This is a genomic window from Nocardia sp. NPDC056952 (assembly GCF_042674185.1).
In the GTDB taxonomy this organism is placed as follows: Bacteria; Actinomycetota; Actinomycetes; order Mycobacteriales; family Mycobacteriaceae; genus Nocardia.
On the sequence record NZ_JBHURA010000003.1, the window covers coordinates 815,080 to 834,819 of the forward strand.

The following is a 19,740-nucleotide window of genomic DNA, read 5'->3' on the forward strand; positions in this document are numbered from 1 at the left end:
CGTTGTCGGTGGCGGGCGATAGTCTCGTCCGGTGTCAGTGAATATCGATGTCGCCCTGACTGTTCGGGGGCTCGCGAACGAACGCGAGTGGGTGGGAACGACCGACTTGCTCGTGGAGGTTTTCAAGGACGAGCGGCTGGAAGACGAGGTGTTCGTCTGGATGGGGGAGACCGAAGACGGTCTGTTCGTCCGCGCGGACTCGGACTACCCGGTGATCTTCAGCGGATTCTTCCGCTGGAGTGAGGCTTTCGAAGATCGCCTCACCCGTCGGGTGACAGCGCTCGTCCCGCAGGCCCGCGTGGCTTTCGACTGGGGGTATCCGGATGAAGAATGACGAAACCGGCCACGAGTGGGTCGATGTACTACCGGAAACAGCGCCGACGATACACAGAAATCTGGACGTGACGGTCGGCGGGCGCACCCTGACCACGCTCACCCGCACCCAGCTGAGCTATTGGATCAGCAAACTGAAATACAGTCGCGGCGGCCCGTTCATGACGGTATCCCGCCCCGACCACCCGGAATTCATCCAGACCTACCGCCACAGCGACACCGACTACTACCTCGAGATCCGCTCACCCGATTCCCGCGACGAACTGGCATCGACAACGTTGCGCGACGGTGAATCGGCCGCTGAGCTGATCTGGGAGTGGCTGGAACGCCAGGGAACCCGCCTGGGCGCAGGTGGATCCGGCAACTCATAGGATCTTCGACGGCCCTGGTCCGTGGAACTCGCGGAACCGGCGACTCGCGGTGCTGGTGGCCGCAACCACGACCAGCTCTCGTACGGTGGTGACATGGGCGCACGGATGGTGGTTGTCGGGGCGGATGCGACGGGGATGGCGGCGGCCTCGCAGGCGCGGAGATTGCGCGACGCCGGTGAGCTCGAGATCGTGGTGTTCGAGAAGGGGCAGCATTCCTCGTATTCGGCGTGCGGGATTCCGTACTGGGTGGCCGGTGATGTTGCCGATGCCGACGATCTGATCGCGCGCTCGGTGGCCGAACATCGCGCTCGTGACATCGACCTGCGGATGCGGACCGAGGCTATCGAGATCGATCCGGTCGGGCGACGGGTCCTTTCTCGGGATCTCGACACCGGGGCCCAGGCATGGACGGGTTACGACCAGCTCGTGTTGGCCACGGGGGCGACACCGATCCGGCCGCCACTGCCCGGTATCGACGCCGAGGGCGTCTACGGGGTGCAGACCCTCGACGACGGGCAGGCACTGATCGAAGGTCTGGAGTCTGCCGGCGGGCGCAGAGCCGTCGTGGTGGGTGCGGGATACATCGGTGTCGAGATGGCTGAGGCGTTGGTGCGTCGGACGTTCGAGGTCACCATGGTCACTCGGGGCGCTGAACCCATGTCCACCCTGGATCCGGATATGGGTGCGCGGGTGCGAAAAGCCATGGAGGGGATGGGAATACGGGTCGTTCGCGGTACCGAGGTCACCGGCATGCGGACATCGGAGGACGGCAAGATCCGCGCCGTGACGACCGCCGACACCGAATACCCGGCCGACGTGGTCGTGCTCGGGATCGGCGTGCAACCGGCTACCGAGCTGGCGCGTCGAGCCGGGCTTCCCCTGGGGGAGAGCGGTGGTCTGCTCACCGACCTCGCCCAGCGCGTGCGCGGATACGACGACATCTGGGCAGGCGGCGACTGCGTGGAGGTGCTGGACCTGGTGTCGGGCACGCTGCGTCACATTCCACTCGGCACCCACGCCAACAAACACGGGCAAGTGATCGGATCGGGTGTCGGCGGCGGATACGCTACCTTCCCCGGCGTGGTCGGCACCGCGATGAGCAAAGTGTGCGACCTCGAGGTGGCACGAACCGGCCTCGGAGAGGACGACGCGCGGCGCGCGGGTCTGCAGTTCCACACCGTCACCATCGAATCCACCGGCCGCGCAGGGTATTTCCCCGGCGCGGAACCCATGACGGTGAAAATGCTCGCCGAACGCCGCACCGGCCGGCTGCTCGGCGTGCAGATCGTCGGCTACACCGGCGCCGCCAAGCGAATCGACATCGCGGCGGTGGCGCTCACCGCGAGAATGACCGTGGAGCAGGTGACCGCGCTCGACCTCGGCTACGCACCACCGTTCTCACCGGTGTGGGACCCCGTCCTCGTCGCCGCTCGCGCGGCTGTGCGTGCGGTGGCAACGGGTCACTGACCGCGTGGGAGTCACCAGAAGCGGGGGATGAGGCCCCACGACTCGAATTCTGCCGTCAGCAACTCGCGCAGGGCGCTGCGGCTGGGGAATCTGTCGGGGTCGGCGCCGGTGATCGCCAAGGTGACCGTGTGGCCATCGGTGCAGAAGGAGAGATTCACTCCTACCTCCACTCGGCGGAACATGGCGGTGTCGTTGGTGCAGACGACAGGGCGCATGAGGACCGCAGAGGCGTGGTGTCCCGCGAAATCGGCTACGGCACTCGCGGTTTCGCCGAGGTTGGTGCACAGGCATTCCGGTGCCTTGGCGGTGCGGGCGAAATGGCGGAGGACGAACCGGGGCAGGATCATCTGCAACGGCTGGAGGTGTTGCAGGGCGGGAGTGGTGGCCGGGTCTCGGTAGGCGGTGGCGGCGCGCTTCACGGCGGAGCGAACGGCGGCGAGGTCGATGCGTTCGCCGGTGCGGTAGGTCACCGAGATCGGCAGGCCGGTGGTGGCGTTGGCGCGGGGGTCGTCAGGGGTGCGCATCGAATGGGGGATGTCGACGCGGATGTCGGCGGTGTCGCCCACGCGCCCGCTGCGGCCGAGGACACCGGCGCCCAGCGCGATCAGGAGCCCGTTCGTGGTGCCGGAATGCCGTGCGGCGGCGACGTTCCACTCCGCGAGATCGAGCTGGACCACCAGATCGGCCGGTGACCACCGGGTCGGGAGGGGAAGCTCGGGGAGGACGGGGCGGTTGTTGCGGTCCGGCTCGATCACGCCACGGGTGGCGATCGCCGCGCGAATCCCGTGTGCGACCGCGCGTAGCTGTCGACCGGCGTCGATGACATTCGCACCCAGGGTGTTTCGCGGCTGCGTCCCGACAAGCAGTCCCGAACCCGTGGTCACGTCCGGAGTCTCACCGAGCCGCGCCAGTGCGTCGCCCACGGCGAACAGCACCGCGCCGCCGTCGGATGCCACATGCGAGGTGACCAGCGACACCAGCGTCCCGCCCGCCGTGGTCGGTGCCGCGGACAGTCGCCACACCTGACCGGTCTCGGGATCGAAGTCGACCCGGCTCTGCGCGAAGTACCAGTCGAGGATCTCCTCGTCGGCGACGGGCACCGAATCCCAGCCCAGCGGAAGCGATTCCGTCGCGGGCAGCCAGTAGGGGCGGGCGAACGGTACCCGGGCCGGTTGCACACGCCGGGCCAGGAAACCCTGGGCCAACCGGGCGTGGAATCGGGCGAGCAGTTCAGGGTCGAGGGGCTCGTCGAACCGCCACGCAAGCTGATTGACCAGGGCGTTGCCGTAGAGGCTGTGCAGCTTGAGGAACAGGTCGTCATCGGCGGTGAGCCGGTTGACACCGACCCGGGAGATGACGGGCGGGGTCGACATGGTGAGTGTCATCAGAACTCCTCAGCGAGCACGCAGGGTGCGGACGGTCAGGGGCGCGAAGACGGCGGCGATCACGAGCGAGGCCACCACCGACCACAGGGCGTCGGTGCCGACGACGCCGTTCTCGGCGAGCCCGCGCACCGCGGACACCAGGTAGGACACCGGGTTGTAGTCGGAGACGTAGCGGAGCCAGGTCGGCATCGCCGACTCGGGCACCAGGGCGTTGGAGGCGAAGCTCAGGAAGGTGAGCACCAGCATCGACATACCTTGGACCGCGGCGGGTCTCGACACGGTGACGCCGATGAACGCGAACAGCCAGCTGATCGCGGTGGTGGCCAGGACCACGAGCACCGCACCGGCGACGAACCCGACCGGATGATCGGGCCGATACCCCATCGCGAACCCCACGATCACCACCGTGGTCGCGGCGATGACATACCGGGTCGCCCCGGCCAGCAGGGCTCCGGCGACCGGTGCGGACCGGGCGATCGGCATGGCGACGAACCGATCGAAGACCCCGGACCGAATGTCTTCGGACAGTTGCACCCCGGTCGCGACCGACGATGTCAGCACGATCTGCACCAGCACGCCGGGAATCAGAATCGGCAGGTAGGCCTGCATGCTGCCCGCGATGGCGGTGCCGAAGATGCTGCCGAACAGCAACGGCCCCACGATGGGCAGCAGCAGCGCGTCGTAGAGCAACTGCGGGCTGTGCCGGAAGGTGAGCAGACCGCGCCACGCCATCATCAGCGACTGGAACAGCGAGGCGCGCAGGCTGACATGGGTGATCCGGGGGCGGCGGTCGATCGTCGGTGCCGCGGTGGGCTCGACGGTGATCACGGCGATGGTGGCAGTCATGGTGGCCTCGGTCTTTCGGATCAGGCGGCGACGCGGTCGGTGCCGGTCAGCGCGAGGAAGACCTCGTTGAGATCGGGACGGTCGACAGCGAACCCGCGCAGTGCGATACCCGCGCCACGGCAGGCGGCGACGATATCGGCGGCGGCGCCCGCGTCGGTGAGCGCGACGGTGAGCCTGCCCGCCGACGACCCTTCGGGCGCCTCGCCGGTGAGCTCGACGATGATGGCCTCCGCGTGGGCGGACTGGGTGGGGTCGGCGAGTTCCAGGCGCAACACCTGATCGCCGATGGAGGACTTCAGTTCGGCCGCGGTGCCCTCGGCGACGATCGTCCCGCGGTCGATGACGGCGATCCGGTCGGCCAGCGCGTCGGCCTCTTCGAGGTACTGCGTGGTGAGCAGAACGGTCGCGCCGCGGGCGACCAGACGCCGGATCACACCCCACATCTTGTCGCGGGTGTGTGGGTCCAGGCCGGTGGTCGGCTCGTCGAGGAAGATCAGCGGCGGATCGGTGATCAGTGTCGCCGCCAGATCGAGCCGCCGCCGCATACCGCCGGAGAACTGGTTCACCGGCCGGTCGGTGACCTTCGACAGCTCGAACTCCTCGAGCAGTTCGACACTGCGGCGTGCGGCATCACGGCGGGACAGCCCGAGCAAGCGCCCGAACAGCCGCAAATTCTCACCGGCGGTGAGGGTTTCGTCGACCGAGGCGTACTGGCCGGTGAGCCCGATCATCGAGCGCACGGCGGTCGCGTCGCGTGCGATGTCGTAGCCGAAGATCTCGGCGGAGCCGCGATCGGGACGGACCAGCGTCGCGAGCATGCGCACGGTGGTGGTCTTACCCGCGCCGTTGGGGCCGAGCAGGGCGAAAACGGTCCCCGCCGCGATGGTGAGGTCGACGCTGCCGACGGCGGTGAAATCGCCGTAGGACTTGCCGAGACCGGTGGTGCGGATGGCGATGTCGGTACTCACAGTTGCCTCCCGGCGGAATGGAGCAGTTCAGGGGCGTCCGGCGAACCCAGCAGCGCCTCGACGGCATCGGCGGCTCGCTCGACACCGTCGGTGGGGAAACCGGCGGCCCAGGACGCCGCGCGCCCGACCACGTCGGGACGCGAGACCTGATCGAGTAGTGCGTCGAGGCGTTCGGCGGTGAGTTTCTTCGCGGGAATCGTGGCCGCGAGACCGAGTCGCTGCAACGCCTGGCCCCAGTAGGGCTGGTCGGCCTGGACCGAGCAGATCACCTGCGGCACACCCGCTCTCAGTGCGGCCGCTGTCGTCCCGGCGCCGCCGTGGTGCACGGCCACGACGCAACGAGGCAGTACCCGAGCGTGATCGACCTGACCGACGATCGCGACGGCATCCTCGAATCCCGGATCGATCGTCGCCCAGCCAGTCGCCAGCAGCAGCCGACGGCCCCGCCGGGCGCACACCTCGCGCACCATCGCGACGAAGGCAGCCGGATCGCCGACATCCATGGAACCGAACCCGACATAGATCGGCGCGGTTCCCGCATCGAGCCACGAATCGAGATCCCCGGCCCCGGCCCCGGCCGCGGTGGCGGCAGGTGTGTGGCTCGCGAAACCTGCTACACCGGTGAGGAATCCGTCCACATCGGTCAGGAATCCCGTGAACGGGCCCGGCATCTGCTGCCGCACACCAGGGAACAGCCGCGGGTCATAGGCCTGGATTCGTGCAGTCACCCCACCTTCGGTGGACGCTCCCGAGGACGCTGTCGCCGCCCGAGCGGGCGGCGGCCCGCTCGGCAGAACGGGAGCCAACGCGGCCGCACGCGCCCGGGCCAGGAGCGACCACCCCCATCGGTGCACGAACCCGGGAAGTCGGTCCGTCCAGCGCACCGGCGCGACCGGGACCGCAGTGTTCGGCTGGATCGGGAAGAAGTGCACCGCCGCGAACGGCAGTCCGTGTGCCCGCGCCACCGACTCGGCCACTTCCTCGCCTGCCATCCCCGCGACCACCAGATCATGTCCGGGTGCCAGTGCGCGCAGGTCGTGAAGCTGCTCGGGCACGCCACGCCGTTGCAGATCGAACAGCGCCCGTAGCCGGGCGCGCGGATCGTGGCTGGTGAACCGTCGATCGGTGCGCTGCGCCACCAAGAGGTCGGCGGTATCGCAGCCGAACGGCACCGCCGGAATCCCATGGTCATGGGCGAAGGAGACGAGGTTCGGTGCGAGCGCCAGGGTCACGTCGTGACCGCGCTCGCGCAGCGCACGAGCCAGCAGGATGCCGGGTTGGGCGTCTCCTCGGCTGCCGGTGAAGGCCAACAGTGGGCGCATCCGCTCACCCCGCCTGCACGGCGACACGCAGCGTGTCGGCTCGCAGTGCTCGCGCATCGCTCGGCAGCGGTGCTTCCACCACGGCCGACGCCGACAGTCCGTCGGCCACCGCACCCGCAGGAACCGCTGCGGAGGGCTGTCCGGCGCCACCCTGGTCGACCGCCGGATCCGCGTGCACCGCGGCCGTGATCGACGACAGTTCCTGACCGAACGCGGTCAGGAACTCGTCCATGACCTCGGCGGGGAAGCCGGCGGGATACCGCGTCGACACGTACAGGCCGTCGGCGGCGCGCACAACCCACAGGAACACCTCGTCGGCCGAGTACGACTCGGCCCGCAAGGTCCGTCCGCGCAGGTCGGCGACCAATTCATAGCCGGGCAGTGCGCGGATGTCGAGGAAGGAGATGCCGAAACGCGGCGTCTCGGCGACATCGAGCAGGTCGAGAACGCGCGACCAGGAGGCGTCGTTGGCGGTGCGCGAACGACGCAGCGCGGCCCGCGCCAGATCCATGGCTCCGGCGATGCCGACACCGGGGGTGAGCGCGATATCGACCGGGACCACATTGACGAACCAGCCCATCGACTCCAGCCAGCGCAGATCGGGGCGGGTCGCGATCGGCATCGCGGTCCGCATCCGGTCCGCGCCGAACCGCTGCTGATTGGCCACCGCCAGCGCGGCGAACACCGCCACCGACATCCGGTGCCGTACCTGGTCGAGGACTGCTTCGACCTGCTCGAGTTCGGGGAGATCGAGCAGCCGTCGCGACACACTGGGCTGGGGCAGATCCGCGCGCGCGGGCCGCTGGGCCTGCGGGGCGAAGCGCGGCATGGCACCGTCGGCCAAGAATTCGCGCCACGTCGCGACCGCGGGCGAATCCGGACCGAGTTCGGCCGCGCTCGCGCGCTCCAGGACGGCGAAGTCGGCCGCGCTACCGAAGGTGACCGACTCGCGCGGCTCCTGGCCCGCCATGACCTCGCGGTAGAGCGTGCGCAGTTCGAGGATCAGGATGGCCTGTGCGTAGGCGTCCATCACGGAGTGATCGGCCGCGACGAGGACCGTGAAGTCTGCGGTGGCGGTGTGCTCGACCGTGGCGGCCAGGCAGTGCGGCCACACCAGTGGCGACAGGCGCTCTTCCAGTGTGCCGCGGAGGAATTCGTTGATCCGGGTACCGTCGGTGCATCCGGCGACGGGCTGTTCGGCGATGTCGACGGCGGTGGGCGCGGCGACGAGTCTGCGCGGCTCGCCCGCCGATGCGGTGGTCACCGTGGTGCGCAGACCCTCGTGCCTGGCATGCCAGCGCCGCAGCGTCTCACGCCAGGTGGGACCGTCGAGCGGGGCGTCCATCTCGAAGACGGTGCCGATCCAGCGCCCGCGACCGGGCAGCGGATCGGTGGGATCGACGCTCGCGCAGTAATCGGCGTGCACGCTGGTGAGCGGGCGATCATCGGGCTGCCACGCGTCGGTGGCGAGCTCGGGCGTCCACATCGACAAAGCGCCTGAACGGATTTCGAATTCGGACAGGTGGGTGTATTCCATGACCGGTTCACCTCGTGACGAATGCATGCCGAAGCGGCGGAAGGATGGGGGAGGAGAACACCGCACTGTGTCACCTGATGCGTTGAACTTCGGCGGTGAAAACATTTCCGTGAAGCCTCGGCGAGATTGATCGTATATGTGAATCCGCTGAGAGCAGCATCGTGATGGGCATCACGGTTTAGCTGAACAAAACTCTGCCGCCTGCTGCTATTCGCGATCGAGGCATGGATTCACCTGTCCTGCATCAGGGTTGGAAAAGTGCGTATTCGGGTACGTGATTGTCTGTAGATATTTTGTTCATTCCGGATGGGATGATGTTTGTAGGCACCATCACACTCTTGGCAGCCGTCTGTGCAGGTGCGTTTCCCTGGCGTTCACCTGGCGCGATTCATATGGGCATTTCGCTATATGGCGACCGGTGCATCCGGTGATCGCCTGCCGGATTTATCCGGTCACGGCGGTCGGGCTCGTCATCGGAGACCATCATGGGCGCTGTCATCTGTCCGTTATCACAACGTTGCTCACTCGATGCCGGTTGCTATGGTGAACGCGCGAAGTGTTCGTTCGGATGTGAAGGAAGACAATGGGAAGCACTGCCCTCGACATCATGGCGTTGGTCCTCAACCGCGTCACCGAGTTCTGGAACTGGATGGCGACCGGATCGTCGGGATTCCCGCCGCTGTGATCGGCTGACATCACGTGGTGTCTGTGTGAAACCCCTGGAGGCCGTTGGCCTTCGGGGGTTTCGCCGTTCCTGCGGGTGCGGGTCGATCGTAGAGTGGGCTGATGACGACGGTGGGGACGGTTCAGGTGCCGCGGCGATGGTCGGTGGCGATGCGGGTCACCACCGGGGCCGCGATGGTCGCGATTGTGGTGATGCTCGTGGTCGATGCCACGCACATCGACGTTCTCGGCTGGGTTCTCGCGGTAGTGATGCTGCTGGCCTGCGGGCTGTCCTGGATGATTCTGGCGCCGATCGGGTGTGCTCGGTATCGGGAGTATCGAGCCGTCGCTGTCGCGCCGGTAGTGGTGATCGCCGGGCTGGGTCTGGTGTGGTTCGGGGTGCCGGAGAAAGTCGGGTGGTGGATATCGGCCGGCGCGATGACCGATGCCGCGCAGAGTTGCCGCGAATCCGAGGAAGAGTGGTTCGGTGTCATTCGGACCGACCGGGTCAGGTCCAGTGACGGCGGGTGCCAGTTCACTATCGATGACATGGCGATCGTGGGCGGTCTGGCCTACTTCCCGCCGGGAACTCCGCCGCCGGATCACGGCGGTGCGGGATATCAGCCCGTCTACACCCCCTATGACGGGAATTGGCACCGATTCGAGGTGACGATGCACGACCACCCCTGACCCCCGTGCCGAGTGTCCGATTCATGTCGGACCCCGGCGTTACCGTTGTCGCACAACCCGAGTCGAGGGAGGGTGGCGATGGCCGAGAAGATGCGCGAACGTGCGCAGCGCCCGGAGGATCTGAGTCGGCTGGTGGTCGAGCGATTGAACGCCGGTGATGTGGACGGACTCGTCGAGCTGTACGAGTCCGACGCGGTGCTCGCACTGCCCGACGGTGTCGTCGCGACGGGCGTGGACGAGATACGGGCGGCGTACGCGCGACTGGTCGCCGATCGACCGGTGTTCCAGCCCGGGCACCAGGCGCCCGCCTTGCTCGCGGGCGATCTGGCGCTGACGTCGTCGCGGTTGCCGGGAGGCACCGGCGCGACCGTCGAGGTGGCGCGCAGACAACCCGACGGGAGCTGGCGGTGGATTCTGGATCAACCGAACGCGCCCTGGGTGGTCAGCGAACCGGGAGAACGGGCGAACGTGCCCGGATGATCAGTTCGGGTTCAGGCCGGTCGCGAAGACGACGACGACCTTGTCGTCGGTCACCTCGCTGACCCGCACATCGGTGCCGTTGCTGGCCTGCGACTGGCCGACCGGAACCGTGATCTGCTGACCGCCGACGCTCAAGGTGACCATGTCACCGTTCACCGCGACGAGCTCTACGTCGATACCGAGAACCGAGGCTTTGGCGCTCACTCCACGATCGAAGGTGACGGTGCACCCGCTCACACTGCATTCGGAGGTGGTACCGGGTCCGGTCATCGTGCACGCGGAAACAGCGAGGGGAAGCAGGAGGGCGAACGCGGAGAGCGTGATCAGCCGTCGAACAGGCATGGCGTCAGTGTAGTGCGTCGAAGACACAACGGAACGGTCTCACCAGGTTGCCCGCCGATCACACCGGGAATACCGTCGCTGTGAGGTAGCTGGCATCGCAGCATCGGTGCCGATCGTGTCGGGCGGACGACCGGCCAGCCGGGTGTTCACCCCGCGGGTCGGCCGAGATCGGGAGGTGGCGCACGATGATCGTGAGCGAAATGACTGTTGCCAGTCGCTGGTGGTGGCGTCCGGGGTGGACGCCGGGTCGTTCGTTCTACAACTGGCAGATCATGCCGACCCAGCCGGTCGCCGACAAGCTGGTCGAGATCTTCGCGCCCACGATGTCACGCCTGCCCGGACTCGAACAGGTCGACGCCGCCCGGCTGCGGATCGGCGTGCAGGGCATCGGGTTCGCCGACGGGGTCAAAGGGGTGCACCTGGCGGCGCTGGTGGCGGGTGCCCGCGACCTGCTCGCCGAGCTCGCGCCGTTCCAGCTCGCCTTCGGGCCGCCCGAGGTCACCGCCGAGACGATCCGCTTGCCGGTCACCGTGTCGGAGGAACTGCTGCGGGTGCGCGCGGATCTGACCGACGCGCTGACCGATGTGTGGATCCGCGAGCGGATCCCCGATTTCGGGGAGCCGCTGCGTCCCTACCTGGCACTGGCCCACGTGACCCACCCGTCACCGGTGCACCAGATCCGCACCGCGCTCGCCGAGGACGGGTTCGCCGACTTCGCCCTCGACGACACCGTCTCGGCGGTCTCGATGGTCGAAATGCAGTGCGAGGACGGACGATACGACTGGTCCGACATCAGCACGGCCGAGCTGTTGCGTGAGCCGGACCCGGTCGTCGAGCGGAGCGTGTTCGACGACCCGCTGTTCGGTCCGCTGCGGCAGCCGACAGCGGCCGCGTTCAGGAGCTGAGCCGCGGCGGCGGCGCGCCGTGCGGGAGCCGCGGCCCCACCGCGAGCTGGGCCCCGGCGATGCGGCCGTGTCCCCATCCGAGCTTCTCCCGATATCGACCGACGTGCTCGGTGGGGACCGCCGCGTCCGGCGGCAGCGGGGTCACCTCGGGCGCGACGTAGAGCGCGTCGGTGGGGCAGTACGCCTCGCACATGAAGCAGGTCTGGCAATCGGATTGCCGTGCGATAACCGGGATCCCGCCGTCGACGCGGTCGAAGACGTTGGTGGGGCAGGCGCTCACGCACTTGTCGCAGCCGATGCAGTCCTGCGCGCGCAGTAGTTCGATCACGACGCCACCGCCAGACCCGAGTTGCGGGCGTCCGATGGATCGACCCACGGCCGGTCGAGACCACCCGAGTGCAGATGATGATGCTGGGCCGCGTCGAGGTCGGGATGATCGGCGCGCTTGCTCATGCCGCGAGTCTCGGTGCGCGCCAGCGCGGATCGGTACATGAGACGTCCGACCGCGGTGATCGCCGCCGCCTGCCGAGCCCTGACCCGCTCGTCGCCGGTTCCGCCGCCGAGACCGGCTGCCGCGGCGTCCCACAGTTCGTCGAGGCGAGCCAGCGCGGGGCGCATCCGGTCACCGTGGCGCAGGTAGTTCTTCTCGAAGGGGATCAGTTCGTCCTGCGCGGCGGCGACGACTTCCGCCGCGGTCACCGACGGTGCGTCGCCGGGGCGCAGGCCGACTCCGCCGATGCCGTGCACCGCACCGGTGGATCGGGCCGCTGTCACAGCGTGTTCGGCGGCGCCCGTGCCGGCCCAGCTTCCCGACGACATCGCCCACGCGGCGTTGTGGCTGCCACCCCCGGTGAAACCACCGCAGATGCGTTCGCGGGTGGCCGCGTCCCCGGCGACGTAGAGGCCGGGAACCGTTGTCGCGCAGTCGTCGTCGACCACGTCGATGCCGCCGGTGCCGCGCACCGTGCCCTCGGCGAGCAGGTCGATCTCGAAGCGGTCGGTGAACGGATCGATCCCGCGCCGGTCGAACTGCAGGAAGAAGTTCGGCTGACCGACCCGCATCTGCGCCTGCACGGTCTCGTCCGCGCGGTCCAGCTGGGCGAACACCTTCTCCTGCAGGAGGGTTCGGGCGATCACCGAGCGGCCTTTCGTCGACCCCGCCTCCTCGAGCACCCTGCCGTCCTCGCCGAAGAAGGTGGCATAGCCGTAGTAGGCGGTCTTGGTGATGGTGGAACCCTTGGGCACGATGGCATAGGCATTGGAGAACTCCATGCCGGAGAATCGCGCGCCGGCCTCGGCCGCCATCAGCGCGCCGTCACCGGTGTCGACGTTGGTGCCGAGCGCACGCGAGAGGAACGCGCAACCACCGGTCGCGAGGACGACCGCTCCCGCGGTGATCCGGTAATCCCGGTCGAGTTGACGCTGGTAGCCCGCCGCACCGCGCACCGCGCCTGCTTCGTCGACCAGCAGTTCCAGCGCGGGGGAGTGGTCGTGGACCTGAACGCCGAGCCGGGTGAGCCACGCGCGCATCCGGCGCATGTACTCCGGCCCCTGGACGCCCGTCCGCAACTGCGCACCGGTGGCCGGGTCGACCGGGAACGGGTAGCGGCCCTCGACGGCGAGCCGGTTCATGTTGACGTAGGTCTGATCGAGGACGCGATCCATCCAGTAGTGGTCGGCGAGGTAGCCACCGAGGGCTTCCCTGCTCGCTTTCGCGTTGGCGCGGGCCTCGGCCTCGGGTGCGACGTACCAGACGCCGGTGCCGGAAGGTGCTGTGGCGCCACTGGTTCCGCAGTAGCCCTTGTCGACCAGGATCACCTCGGCGCCTGCCTCGCGGGCGTGGATCGCGGCCCAGGATGCCGCGGGACCGCCGCCGATGACGAGCACGTCGGTCCTGGTGTGCCACGGTTCGGTCATTGTGTGCTCCTGTGTGTGTCGCGCGGGGAGGTGATGGCCACCGAGGGCCGGGGATGCGGTGCCCGTATCGAAGACGCGGGCACCGCAACGGTTCTCAGGCGCCGGTGAACTTCGCGCCGGCGATCGGGGTGGACGACCGGCCGTCGACGCCGACCGGGATGTCGCCCTCGAGGGTGGTGCGGTAGAGGACCCGGGTGACGTCGAGGTGGTCGAGGTCGCTGGGGGCCAGATGCGCGGTGGCGCGGTTGTCCCAGAACGCGATGGAGCCCTTGGTCCAGCGGAAGCGGACGGTGTAGGCGGGATGGGAGATCTCGTCGAACAGCAGCTGCAACAGGGCATCGCTCTGCGGCGGGGTGAGCCCCAGGATCCTGGTGGTGAAGCCGGGGTTGACGAACAGCACGCGCTCACCGGTCACCGGGTGGACCCGCACGACGGGGTGTTCGGTCACCAGCGGCGCGGCGGCGATCTTGCGGGCGTACTCGCTGCCCGCCTCCCACGGCGGGATCCGGCCGCCGAAGCGGTGTTCGGCGCGCAGTCCGTCGAGGAAGGTGCGCAGCGATTCCGGCAGCCCGGCGTAGGCCGCGGCCAGGTTGGTCCACTGGGTGTCGCCGCCGGTCTCCGGTGCGATCTCGGCACGCAGGATCGAGGCCGCGGGCGGGTTGATCAGCGGCGAGACGTCGGTGTGCCACTGGTTGGTGTAGCTGAACTTCTTGCGACCGAACTTCTTCTCGTAGAGGCGACTGTCGACAGCGAGGATCTCCGGGTGCTCGGTGGGCGCGTCGTCGTCGTAGGGGTGCGACGGGGTGACCGCGCCGAAGCGGCGGGAGAACGCGATCTGTTCGGTGTGGCCGATCTGCTGGTCGCGGAAGAACAGCACCTTGTGCCGGTGCAGCGCCGCGGTGAGCTCGTCGACCTGGAAGTCGGCGAGTTCCTCGCGCAGGTCGACGCCGGTCACCTCGGCGCCGATGTGGCCCGCGACCGGGGTGATCTCGAGAGCGGTGACGACGCTGGGGTTTTCGATGGTGGTCATGTCGGTGGTCCTTCGTGGGAAGTCTGGTGTCGGGATGCGGGAGTCCTCATCCCCGACAGGAACTGCTCACCACCCGCATGAACTCGATATCGAGCCGGCGGGCGCGCATCAGGCGCTCACCCGTGAGTCCTGCTCGGCGAACTGGTTCTGCACCGGGGCGAGGCCGTAATGACCACGCAGCGTGGTGGATTCGTAGTCGGTGCGGAACAGTCCGCGTTCCTGCAGGATCGGCACCACGCGGTCCACGAATTCCGCCAGGCCGCCGGGCAGGTAGGGCGCCATGATGTTGAACCCGTCGGCCGCGCCCGCGTCGAACCAGCTCTGTAGTTCATCGGCTACCTGTTCGGGGGTGCCGGCGAAGGTGCGGTGACCGCGACCGCCGCCCAGCTTGCCGATGAGCTGACGCACCGTGAGGTCCTCGTTCTCGGCGAGCTGCTTGACCAGCGTGAACCGGCTCTTGCCGCCCTCGATCTCGCTCTCGGCGGGCAGCGGCGGCAGTGGTGCGTCCAGCGCGTGTTCGGTGAGGTCGACGCCGAGCATCGAGGAGAGTTGGCGCAGTGCGTAATCGGGCGAGATCAGTTCGGTGAACTCCTGCTCGAGCGCCCTGGCCTCCTCGACAGTGTCGGCGATGAACGGCACCAGGCCCGGCAGTACCTTCAAGTCGTCGTGTGCGCGACCGTATTTCGCCAGACGCGACTTGAGATCGCGGTAGAACCGCACGCCCTCGTCGAGGGTGCGCTGGGCGGTGAACACGGCTTCGGCGCGATGCGCGGCGAACTCCTTGCCCGATTCCGAGGACCCGGCCTGCACCAGCAGCGGACGGCCCTGCGGTCCACGGGGGGAGTTCAGTGGCCCGCGCACACGGAAGCGTTCGCCGGCGTAGTCGAGGGTGTGCACCCGGCTCGGGTCGGCGAAGACGCCGGTCTCGGTGTCGAGCACGATCGCCTCGGCTTCCCAGCTGTCCCACAGCGCCAGCGCCACGTCGACGAACTCCTCGGCGCGTTCGTAGCGGCGGGCGTGCTCGGGTATCGCGTCGAGCCCGAAGTTGTAGGCCTCGTCGACATTGCCGGAGGTGACGATGTTCCACCCGGCCCGGCCCGCGCTGATGTGGTCGAGCGAGGCGAACTTGCGCGCCAGGTTGAACGGTTCGTTGTAGCTGGTGGACGCGGTGGCAATCAGGCCGATCCGCTCGGTGACCGCGGCGATCGCCGAGAGCAAGGTGATCGGTTCGAACACGGTGAGGGTGTTGCGTTCGATGCGCGGGCCCACGGCGAGGGTGTCGGCGAAGAACACCGAGTCGAGCTTGCCGCGCTCGGCGATGCGGGCCAGCTCCTGGAAGTGGCGCACATCGAGGACGCGCTGTTCGTCGGTGCGGGGATGGCGCCACGCGGCCTCGTGGTGGCCGACGCCCATCAGGAAGGCGTTCAGGTGGAAGGTCTTGCGAGCCATGGTGATCTCCTGATCAGGCGTTGGTCGGTGAGGTGCGCCAGCGCGAGAGCCGGCGTTCCAGAGCGACGAGGGCGAAGTTGAAACCGAGACCGATCAGCGAGATCGCGACGATCCCCGCGTACATCTGCGGAATCTGGAAGTTCTGCTGTGCGGCGGTGATGAGATAGCCCAAACCGGCTCGCGCGCCGATCATCTCGGCGGCGATGAGGACCAGGATCGAGCCCGCCGCGGCCATCCGGATGCCGGTGAAGATGGACGGGATCGCCGCGGGCAGGATCACCTTCTGGAACAACCGCAGGGGCGAGAAGCCCAGCGATACCGCCGATTTCACGAGCAGCGGGTCGACGGTGCGCACGCCGGTGATCGTGTTGAGCAGGATCGGGAAGAACGTGGCGTAGCCGATCAAGGCGATCTTCGACGTCTCGCCGATCCCGAGGATCAGCACGAACACCGGCAGCAGCGCGAGCGCGGCGGTGTTGCGGAACAGTTCGAGCACCGGATTGAGGAAATCCGATACCGGCTTGTACCAGGCGATGGCGATGCCGACCGGAACGGCGATCACCAGGGCGAAGGAGAAGCCGGTGACCGAGCGGGTGAGGCTCGCCGAGGTGTGTTCGGCCAGCTGGCCGTTGCCCGCCAACTCGAAGAAGGCCTGCACCACCGTGGAGAACGGCGGCAGGAAAACCTCGTCGACCAGGCCGAACCGTGGCGCCAACTCCCACACGCCGAGCAGCAGCGCGAAAGCGAGCAGTGGTTTGGCGATGCGGAGCAGCGCGTTACCCGCCGAGCCGACCGCCCGGGTGAGCGCGGAACGGGCAGCGGGCGCCGCGACGGGGGTAACCGGCGGTGCGGCGGGTTCGGCGGCGGCGACTTCGACGGGGCGGACGAGCAGAGGGACGGCGCTAGACATGGGCGGGACTCCTGTCGGTGGACGCGACCGACGCGGCGGCCGTGCTGTCGTCGGCGGCGAGTTCGAGGCGCTGGGCCCGGCTCACCTCGCTTTGCAGTTCCGTCCAGATCCGATGGCGGTAGTCGCGGAACTGTTCGCTGGAGCGGACATCGATATCGCCGCTGCGGTCGATGTCGATATCGATCACGGCCTTCACCCGGCCGGGACGCGAGGTGAGTACCGCGACGCGCTGGCCCAGGTACACCGCCTCGTCGATGCCGTGGGTGATGAACAGGATCGTCTTGCCGGTCGTACGCCAGATCCGCAGCAGTTCGTCCTGCAGCGACTCTCTGGTCTGCGCGTCGAGTGCGGCGAATGGTTCATCCATCAGCAGCACCTCGGGATCGAAGGCCAGGCTGCGGGCGATCGCCACTCGCTGCTTCATGCCGCCGGACAATTCGTGCGGGTACCGGTCACCGAAGCCGGCCAGGCCGACCAGCTCCAGGTAGTGCTCGGCGATCGCCTTACGTTCCTTGCGAGCGACGCCCTTGGCTTCGAGGCCGAACTGGATATTGGCGCGGGCGGTGCGCCACGGCAGCAACGCGTACTGCTGGAACACCACACCGCGGTCGAGGCCGGGACCGGTGATCGGGGCCCCGTCCAGGAGGATCTGTCCGGAGCTGGGCTTGCTCAGCCCGCCGAGCAGATCGAGCAGCGTGGATTTGCCGGAGCCGCTGGGCCCGACCAGGACGAGGAACTCGCCTGCTTCGACCTCGATGGAGATGTCGTCGATGGCGGTGAACTTCTCGTCGGTGCCGCGCACAGCGAACTGTTTGCCCACCGATCGCAACGCGAGTTTGGCTGGGGTGCCGGTCATTTCGCGGCCACCGCCTCTCCGGTCGGGCCGCTCGTCGGCTGGTAGGTGCCGTTGGCGTAAGGGTTGTCCTTGTTGGTGAACAGGTCCTTGGCGACGATCTTGCCCTTGGGCAGTTCCCCGTTGCGCTCGAGCCAGTCGATCCAGATCTGGATCTCCTTGTCCGCGATCACCGCGCCGGGCACCGGCAGGCCGGGGCTGCGCCAGTAGTCGAGCAACTTGAGGTTCTCGTTGCGGCCGCGCTTGTTGATGATCTCGGTGAACTTGGCGACGACCTGATCACGCGGGGTGAGCTGCAGCCAGCGGGTGGCACGCGCGGTGCCCTGCACGAAGTCCTTGACGGCCTCGGGATTCTGCGCGATGTAGTCCTTGCGGAAAACGTAGGTGCCGTAATCGAATTCGCCGAATATGTCCTTGTCGGTGAACAGCGGGTGCAGGCCTCCGCGCTCGACGGCGGTCTCGCGGAATACGCTGCCGAGGGCGCCGACGTCGATCTGACCGCTGCGCAGCGCCTCCTCGGTGTTGACCGGCGGCACCACGATCAGCTGGACCTGCTTGATCTCGGCCTCGCTCAGGCCCTGCTGGTGCAGCCATTCGCGGGTGACGAACTCGTGGTGCGCGCCGAGGGTGTTGACGCCGACCTTCTTGCCGATCAGGTCACGGGCGTTGGTGATGCCGGCGTTGTCGCGCACGAAATAACCGGTGAACGACTTGGCATCGGAGCCGTAGGAGCTGAGCACGGCCTGCACCGGCGCGCCGCCCGCGGCGAGCTTGACCACCGCGCCGTTGAACGCGCTACCGAATTCGACCTGCTTGGTGGCGGCCGCCTGGATGTTGGCCGGGCCACTGGTGGTGTCGCCCTCCCACTGAAAGCTGATCTTGGTGAAGTAGCCCAGGTTGTCGGCGAGCTCGTACGGCGTGACCTGTCCGGTCTGTCCCTGATAGCGCAGCACGGTCTTGCCGTCGGCGGTCGTCACCGCATCGGTGCCGCCGCACGCGGTGACGACCGCGAGGACGGCGGGTGCGACGAGCGCGGCGGCGAGCGCACGCAGCGGACGTCGTCGGAAGGTAGTGGACAACATGGTTCGCGAATTCTTTCTACGGCGTGGGAGGACCACGCGGCGGGCCACCAGGGGCGCACGCCGCGACGATCCGCACACGAAGGGCGGATCAACGGGGTATGAGAGAAAGTGGAGATCGGCGACGGAGGAATGCCGCCGCTGTTTCAGCTGCGACAGAATCCGGGGGACAGGCGCATCAAGTCCACCGTACGACGGCGGACGAGCGCGGGGGATTCGATCATGATGAGACTTTCGTGAGCGGGATCGGCGTAGGGGACGCCGCCTGTATTCAATAGTGCGTCAACAGATAACGACTCGGCAATACTGTTTCCACATCGTGAAAATCATGGTGCGTCGAATCCCTCACCTGCGGCCGCGGTATGGAAATAGGGACCGATACGCACCGCGATCTGGTGCATGGCGGGCAGTACGGCACGAACGAGATCGCGATCCAGACGTACCGCGCGCGCCTGCACACCGAGCGCGCCCCACACCTGCCGATCCGGACCGAGGACCGGCACGGCGATCGCGCGGATCGGTTCGTCGCTGTCGATCTCCTCCATGGCGAACCCGCGTCGGCGAATGGTGTCGAAGAGTTCGCCGTTGCCGCGGTCGAGTCCCACCGAGGCATGCGCGAGCAGCGCGTGACCGACGGCGCTGGTGCTCAACGGTCGCCGCTCCTGCGGAATCTGGTTGTGGCAGAAGTGGATCGGTGGCCTGGCCTGGAACACCGTGAGGGCTTCGTCGGCATCGGCGACACTGAGACTGACGGTGATCTTGATGCCGGCGGCCAGCGCGTACAGGTGCGGCGCCGCGTCGTCGAGCCCGAGCCGTGACAGCGCGGGGCGGGCCAGGCACGCCAGTCCGTGCCCGATCCGGTAGCGGTCGGTTGCCGGGTCCTGCTCCAGCAGCCTGCCGCGCACCAACGCCTGCGCCAGCCGGAAGGTGGTGCTCACCGGGAACCCGGCCCGCTGCGCCAATTCGCTCAGCGACAATTCGGGGTCCCCGCCCTGAAAGCAGTTCAACACGTACACGGCTCGGTCGACGGCTTGTGCGCCGGAACGGGGTGGTTCGGTCGCGGTCATGGCGGCCTCCTGGTCGACGACGTGCCGAGAACTATCGCCACCGCGCTGTCCAGGCGCAATGATTCGGCGCACCGGTGCGAGTAATTCACGAGGCGCCGATCGAATCCGGGTGAGAACAAACCTGTC

20 protein-coding genes are annotated in these 19,740 nt (G+C 67.9%); 6 read left to right on the top strand and 14 right to left on the bottom strand.

The features are described 5' to 3' along the window. Positions 1-31 precede the first annotated feature (31 nt). From ACFTS5_RS15435 to ACFTS5_RS15445, 3 genes are all read left to right on the top strand, one after another. Entirely contained in the window at positions 32-334 is a 303-nt protein-coding gene (locus tag ACFTS5_RS15435) for a hypothetical protein (RefSeq protein ID WP_378631247.1), read from the top strand. Then, positions 324-704 carry a hypothetical protein gene (locus ACFTS5_RS15440; RefSeq protein ID WP_378631248.1) on the top strand — a complete coding sequence of 127 codons (381 nt, stop codon included), beginning with the start codon at positions 324-326 and terminating at the stop codon, positions 702-704. Before ACFTS5_RS15435 ends, ACFTS5_RS15440 begins: the two co-directional genes overlap by 11 nt. 93 nt (positions 705-797) lie before the next feature. Continuing rightward, the gene (locus ACFTS5_RS15445; RefSeq protein WP_378631249.1) at positions 798-2,171 is read left to right on the top strand and encodes an FAD-dependent oxidoreductase; all 1,374 of its coding nucleotides are present in this window, start codon (positions 798-800) and stop codon (positions 2,169-2,171) included. Positions 2,172-2,182: 11 nt separating this feature from the next. On the opposite strand, the gene ACFTS5_RS15450 is transcribed toward ACFTS5_RS15445, so the two are convergent. Genes ACFTS5_RS15450 through ACFTS5_RS15470 form a run of 5 tightly spaced genes read right to left on the bottom strand, consistent with a single transcriptional unit; the run spans position 2,183 to position 8,229 of the window. Further along, the gene (locus ACFTS5_RS15450; RefSeq protein WP_378631251.1) at positions 2,183-3,556 is read right to left on the bottom strand and encodes a hypothetical protein; all 1,374 of its coding nucleotides are present in this window, start codon (positions 3,554-3,556) and stop codon (positions 2,183-2,185) included. Between the two features lie 9 nt (positions 3,557-3,565). Next, positions 3,566-4,402 carry an ABC transporter permease gene (locus tag ACFTS5_RS15455; RefSeq protein ID WP_378631252.1) on the bottom strand — a complete coding sequence of 279 codons (837 nt, stop codon included), beginning with the start codon at positions 4,400-4,402 and terminating at the stop codon, positions 3,566-3,568. Positions 4,403-4,422: 20 nt separating this feature from the next. After that, positions 4,423-5,370 (bottom strand): ATP-binding cassette domain-containing protein, encoded by a 948-nt coding sequence (locus ACFTS5_RS15460; protein WP_378631254.1) that lies wholly within the window; start codon positions 5,368-5,370, stop codon positions 4,423-4,425. Then, positions 5,367-6,692 (bottom strand): glycosyltransferase, encoded by a 1,326-nt coding sequence (locus ACFTS5_RS15465; protein ID WP_378631255.1) that lies wholly within the window; start codon positions 6,690-6,692, stop codon positions 5,367-5,369. The genes ACFTS5_RS15460 and ACFTS5_RS15465 overlap by 4 nt, the downstream gene beginning before the upstream one ends. Before the next feature lie 4 nt (positions 6,693-6,696). After that, positions 6,697-8,229 carry a condensation domain-containing protein gene (locus ACFTS5_RS15470; RefSeq protein ID WP_378631257.1) on the bottom strand — a complete coding sequence of 511 codons (1,533 nt, stop codon included), beginning with the start codon at positions 8,227-8,229 and terminating at the stop codon, positions 6,697-6,699. A 786-nt stretch (positions 8,230-9,015) separates the two neighbouring features. Between ACFTS5_RS15470 and ACFTS5_RS15475 the strand changes: the two genes are divergently transcribed. Both ACFTS5_RS15475 and ACFTS5_RS15480 read left to right on the top strand, forming a co-directional pair. Then, positions 9,016-9,582 (top strand): hypothetical protein, encoded by a 567-nt coding sequence (locus ACFTS5_RS15475; RefSeq protein ID WP_378631258.1) that lies wholly within the window; start codon positions 9,016-9,018, stop codon positions 9,580-9,582. Positions 9,583-9,660: 78 nt separating this feature from the next. Beyond that, positions 9,661-10,062, top strand: a complete 402-nt coding sequence (locus ACFTS5_RS15480) for a YybH family protein (protein WP_378631260.1) — start codon at positions 9,661-9,663, stop codon at positions 10,060-10,062. Here ACFTS5_RS15480 and ACFTS5_RS15485 read toward each other — a convergent pair whose 3' ends face one another. Beyond that, positions 10,063-10,404, bottom strand: a complete 342-nt coding sequence (locus tag ACFTS5_RS15485) for a hypothetical protein (RefSeq protein WP_378631261.1) — start codon at positions 10,402-10,404, stop codon at positions 10,063-10,065. A 200-nt stretch (positions 10,405-10,604) separates the two neighbouring features. On the opposite strand from ACFTS5_RS15485, the gene ACFTS5_RS15490 reads away from it, so the two are divergent. Then, entirely contained in the window at positions 10,605-11,309 is a 705-nt protein-coding gene (locus tag ACFTS5_RS15490) for a 2'-5' RNA ligase family protein (RefSeq protein WP_378631263.1), read from the top strand. On the opposite strand, the gene ACFTS5_RS15495 is transcribed toward ACFTS5_RS15490, so the two are convergent. The 8 genes from ACFTS5_RS15495 to ACFTS5_RS15530 form a co-directional block, all read right to left on the bottom strand. Beyond that, positions 11,299-11,637, bottom strand: coding sequence for a 4Fe-4S dicluster domain-containing protein (locus ACFTS5_RS15495; protein WP_378631264.1), 339 nt, complete (start codon positions 11,635-11,637; stop codon positions 11,299-11,301). The two genes, ACFTS5_RS15490 and ACFTS5_RS15495, sit on opposite strands and share 11 nt — an antisense overlap. After that, positions 11,634-13,226 (bottom strand): FAD-binding protein, encoded by a 1,593-nt coding sequence (locus tag ACFTS5_RS15500; RefSeq protein ID WP_378631266.1) that lies wholly within the window; start codon positions 13,224-13,226, stop codon positions 11,634-11,636. The genes ACFTS5_RS15495 and ACFTS5_RS15500 overlap by 4 nt, the downstream gene beginning before the upstream one ends. 94 nt (positions 13,227-13,320) lie before the next feature. After that, the gene (locus ACFTS5_RS15505; RefSeq protein WP_378631267.1) at positions 13,321-14,256 is read right to left on the bottom strand and encodes a TauD/TfdA dioxygenase family protein; all 936 of its coding nucleotides are present in this window, start codon (positions 14,254-14,256) and stop codon (positions 13,321-13,323) included. Between the two features lie 108 nt (positions 14,257-14,364). Continuing rightward, entirely contained in the window at positions 14,365-15,705 is a 1,341-nt protein-coding gene (locus ACFTS5_RS15510; protein WP_378631269.1) for an LLM class flavin-dependent oxidoreductase, read from the bottom strand. A gap of 13 nt (positions 15,706-15,718) precedes the next feature. Next, positions 15,719-16,615: an ABC transporter permease gene (locus ACFTS5_RS15515; RefSeq protein ID WP_378631271.1), complete on the bottom strand. Its 897-nt coding sequence runs from the start codon at positions 16,613-16,615 to the stop codon at positions 15,719-15,721. Continuing rightward, positions 16,608-17,471 (bottom strand): ABC transporter ATP-binding protein, encoded by an 864-nt coding sequence (locus ACFTS5_RS15520; RefSeq protein ID WP_378631272.1) that lies wholly within the window; start codon positions 17,469-17,471, stop codon positions 16,608-16,610. Before ACFTS5_RS15520 ends, ACFTS5_RS15515 begins: the two co-directional genes overlap by 8 nt. Further along, positions 17,468-18,550, bottom strand: coding sequence for an ABC transporter substrate-binding protein (locus tag ACFTS5_RS15525; protein WP_378631274.1), 1,083 nt, complete (start codon positions 18,548-18,550; stop codon positions 17,468-17,470). Before ACFTS5_RS15525 ends, ACFTS5_RS15520 begins: the two co-directional genes overlap by 4 nt. A gap of 323 nt (positions 18,551-18,873) precedes the next feature. Further along, positions 18,874-19,614 carry an IclR family transcriptional regulator gene (locus ACFTS5_RS15530; RefSeq protein WP_378631275.1) on the bottom strand — a complete coding sequence of 247 codons (741 nt, stop codon included), beginning with the start codon at positions 19,612-19,614 and terminating at the stop codon, positions 18,874-18,876. Positions 19,615-19,740: the final 126 nt, after the last annotated feature.

What these genes read in the sequence shown, in the direction of transcription:
- ACFTS5_RS15440 (WP_378631248.1), top strand. Translation starts at nt 324, where the DNA reads ATGAAGAATGACGAAACCGGCCACGAGTGGGTCGATGTACTACCGGAA.
- ACFTS5_RS15445 (WP_378631249.1), top strand. Translation starts at nt 798, where the DNA reads ATGGGCGCACGGATGGTGGTTGTCGGGGCGGATGCGACGGGGATGGCG.
- ACFTS5_RS15450 (WP_378631251.1), bottom strand. Translation starts at nt 3,556, where the DNA reads ATGACACTCACCATGTCGACCCCGCCCGTCATCTCCCGGGTCGGTGTC.
- ACFTS5_RS15455 (WP_378631252.1), bottom strand. Translation starts at nt 4,402, where the DNA reads ATGACTGCCACCATCGCCGTGATCACCGTCGAGCCCACCGCGGCACCG.
- ACFTS5_RS15465 (WP_378631255.1), bottom strand. Translation starts at nt 6,692, where the DNA reads ATGCGCCCACTGTTGGCCTTCACCGGCAGCCGAGGAGACGCCCAACCC.
- ACFTS5_RS15470 (WP_378631257.1), bottom strand. Translation starts at nt 8,229, where the DNA reads ATGGAATACACCCACCTGTCCGAATTCGAAATCCGTTCAGGCGCTTTG.
- ACFTS5_RS15475 (WP_378631258.1), top strand. Translation starts at nt 9,016, where the DNA reads ATGACGACGGTGGGGACGGTTCAGGTGCCGCGGCGATGGTCGGTGGCG.
- ACFTS5_RS15480 (WP_378631260.1), top strand. Translation starts at nt 9,661, where the DNA reads ATGGCCGAGAAGATGCGCGAACGTGCGCAGCGCCCGGAGGATCTGAGT.
- ACFTS5_RS15485 (WP_378631261.1), bottom strand. Translation starts at nt 10,404, where the DNA reads ATGCCTGTTCGACGGCTGATCACGCTCTCCGCGTTCGCCCTCCTGCTT.
- ACFTS5_RS15490 (WP_378631263.1), top strand. Translation starts at nt 10,605, where the DNA reads ATGACTGTTGCCAGTCGCTGGTGGTGGCGTCCGGGGTGGACGCCGGGT.
- ACFTS5_RS15500 (WP_378631266.1), bottom strand. Translation starts at nt 13,226, where the DNA reads ATGACCGAACCGTGGCACACCAGGACCGACGTGCTCGTCATCGGCGGC.
- ACFTS5_RS15505 (WP_378631267.1), bottom strand. Translation starts at nt 14,256, where the DNA reads ATGACCACCATCGAAAACCCCAGCGTCGTCACCGCTCTCGAGATCACC.
- ACFTS5_RS15510 (WP_378631269.1), bottom strand. Translation starts at nt 15,705, where the DNA reads ATGGCTCGCAAGACCTTCCACCTGAACGCCTTCCTGATGGGCGTCGGC.
- ACFTS5_RS15515 (WP_378631271.1), bottom strand. Translation starts at nt 16,615, where the DNA reads ATGTCTAGCGCCGTCCCTCTGCTCGTCCGCCCCGTCGAAGTCGCCGCC.
- ACFTS5_RS15520 (WP_378631272.1), bottom strand. Translation starts at nt 17,471, where the DNA reads ATGACCGGCACCCCAGCCAAACTCGCGTTGCGATCGGTGGGCAAACAG.
- ACFTS5_RS15525 (WP_378631274.1), bottom strand. Translation starts at nt 18,550, where the DNA reads ATGTTGTCCACTACCTTCCGACGACGTCCGCTGCGTGCGCTCGCCGCC.
- ACFTS5_RS15530 (WP_378631275.1), bottom strand. Translation starts at nt 19,614, where the DNA reads ATGACCGCGACCGAACCACCCCGTTCCGGCGCACAAGCCGTCGACCGA.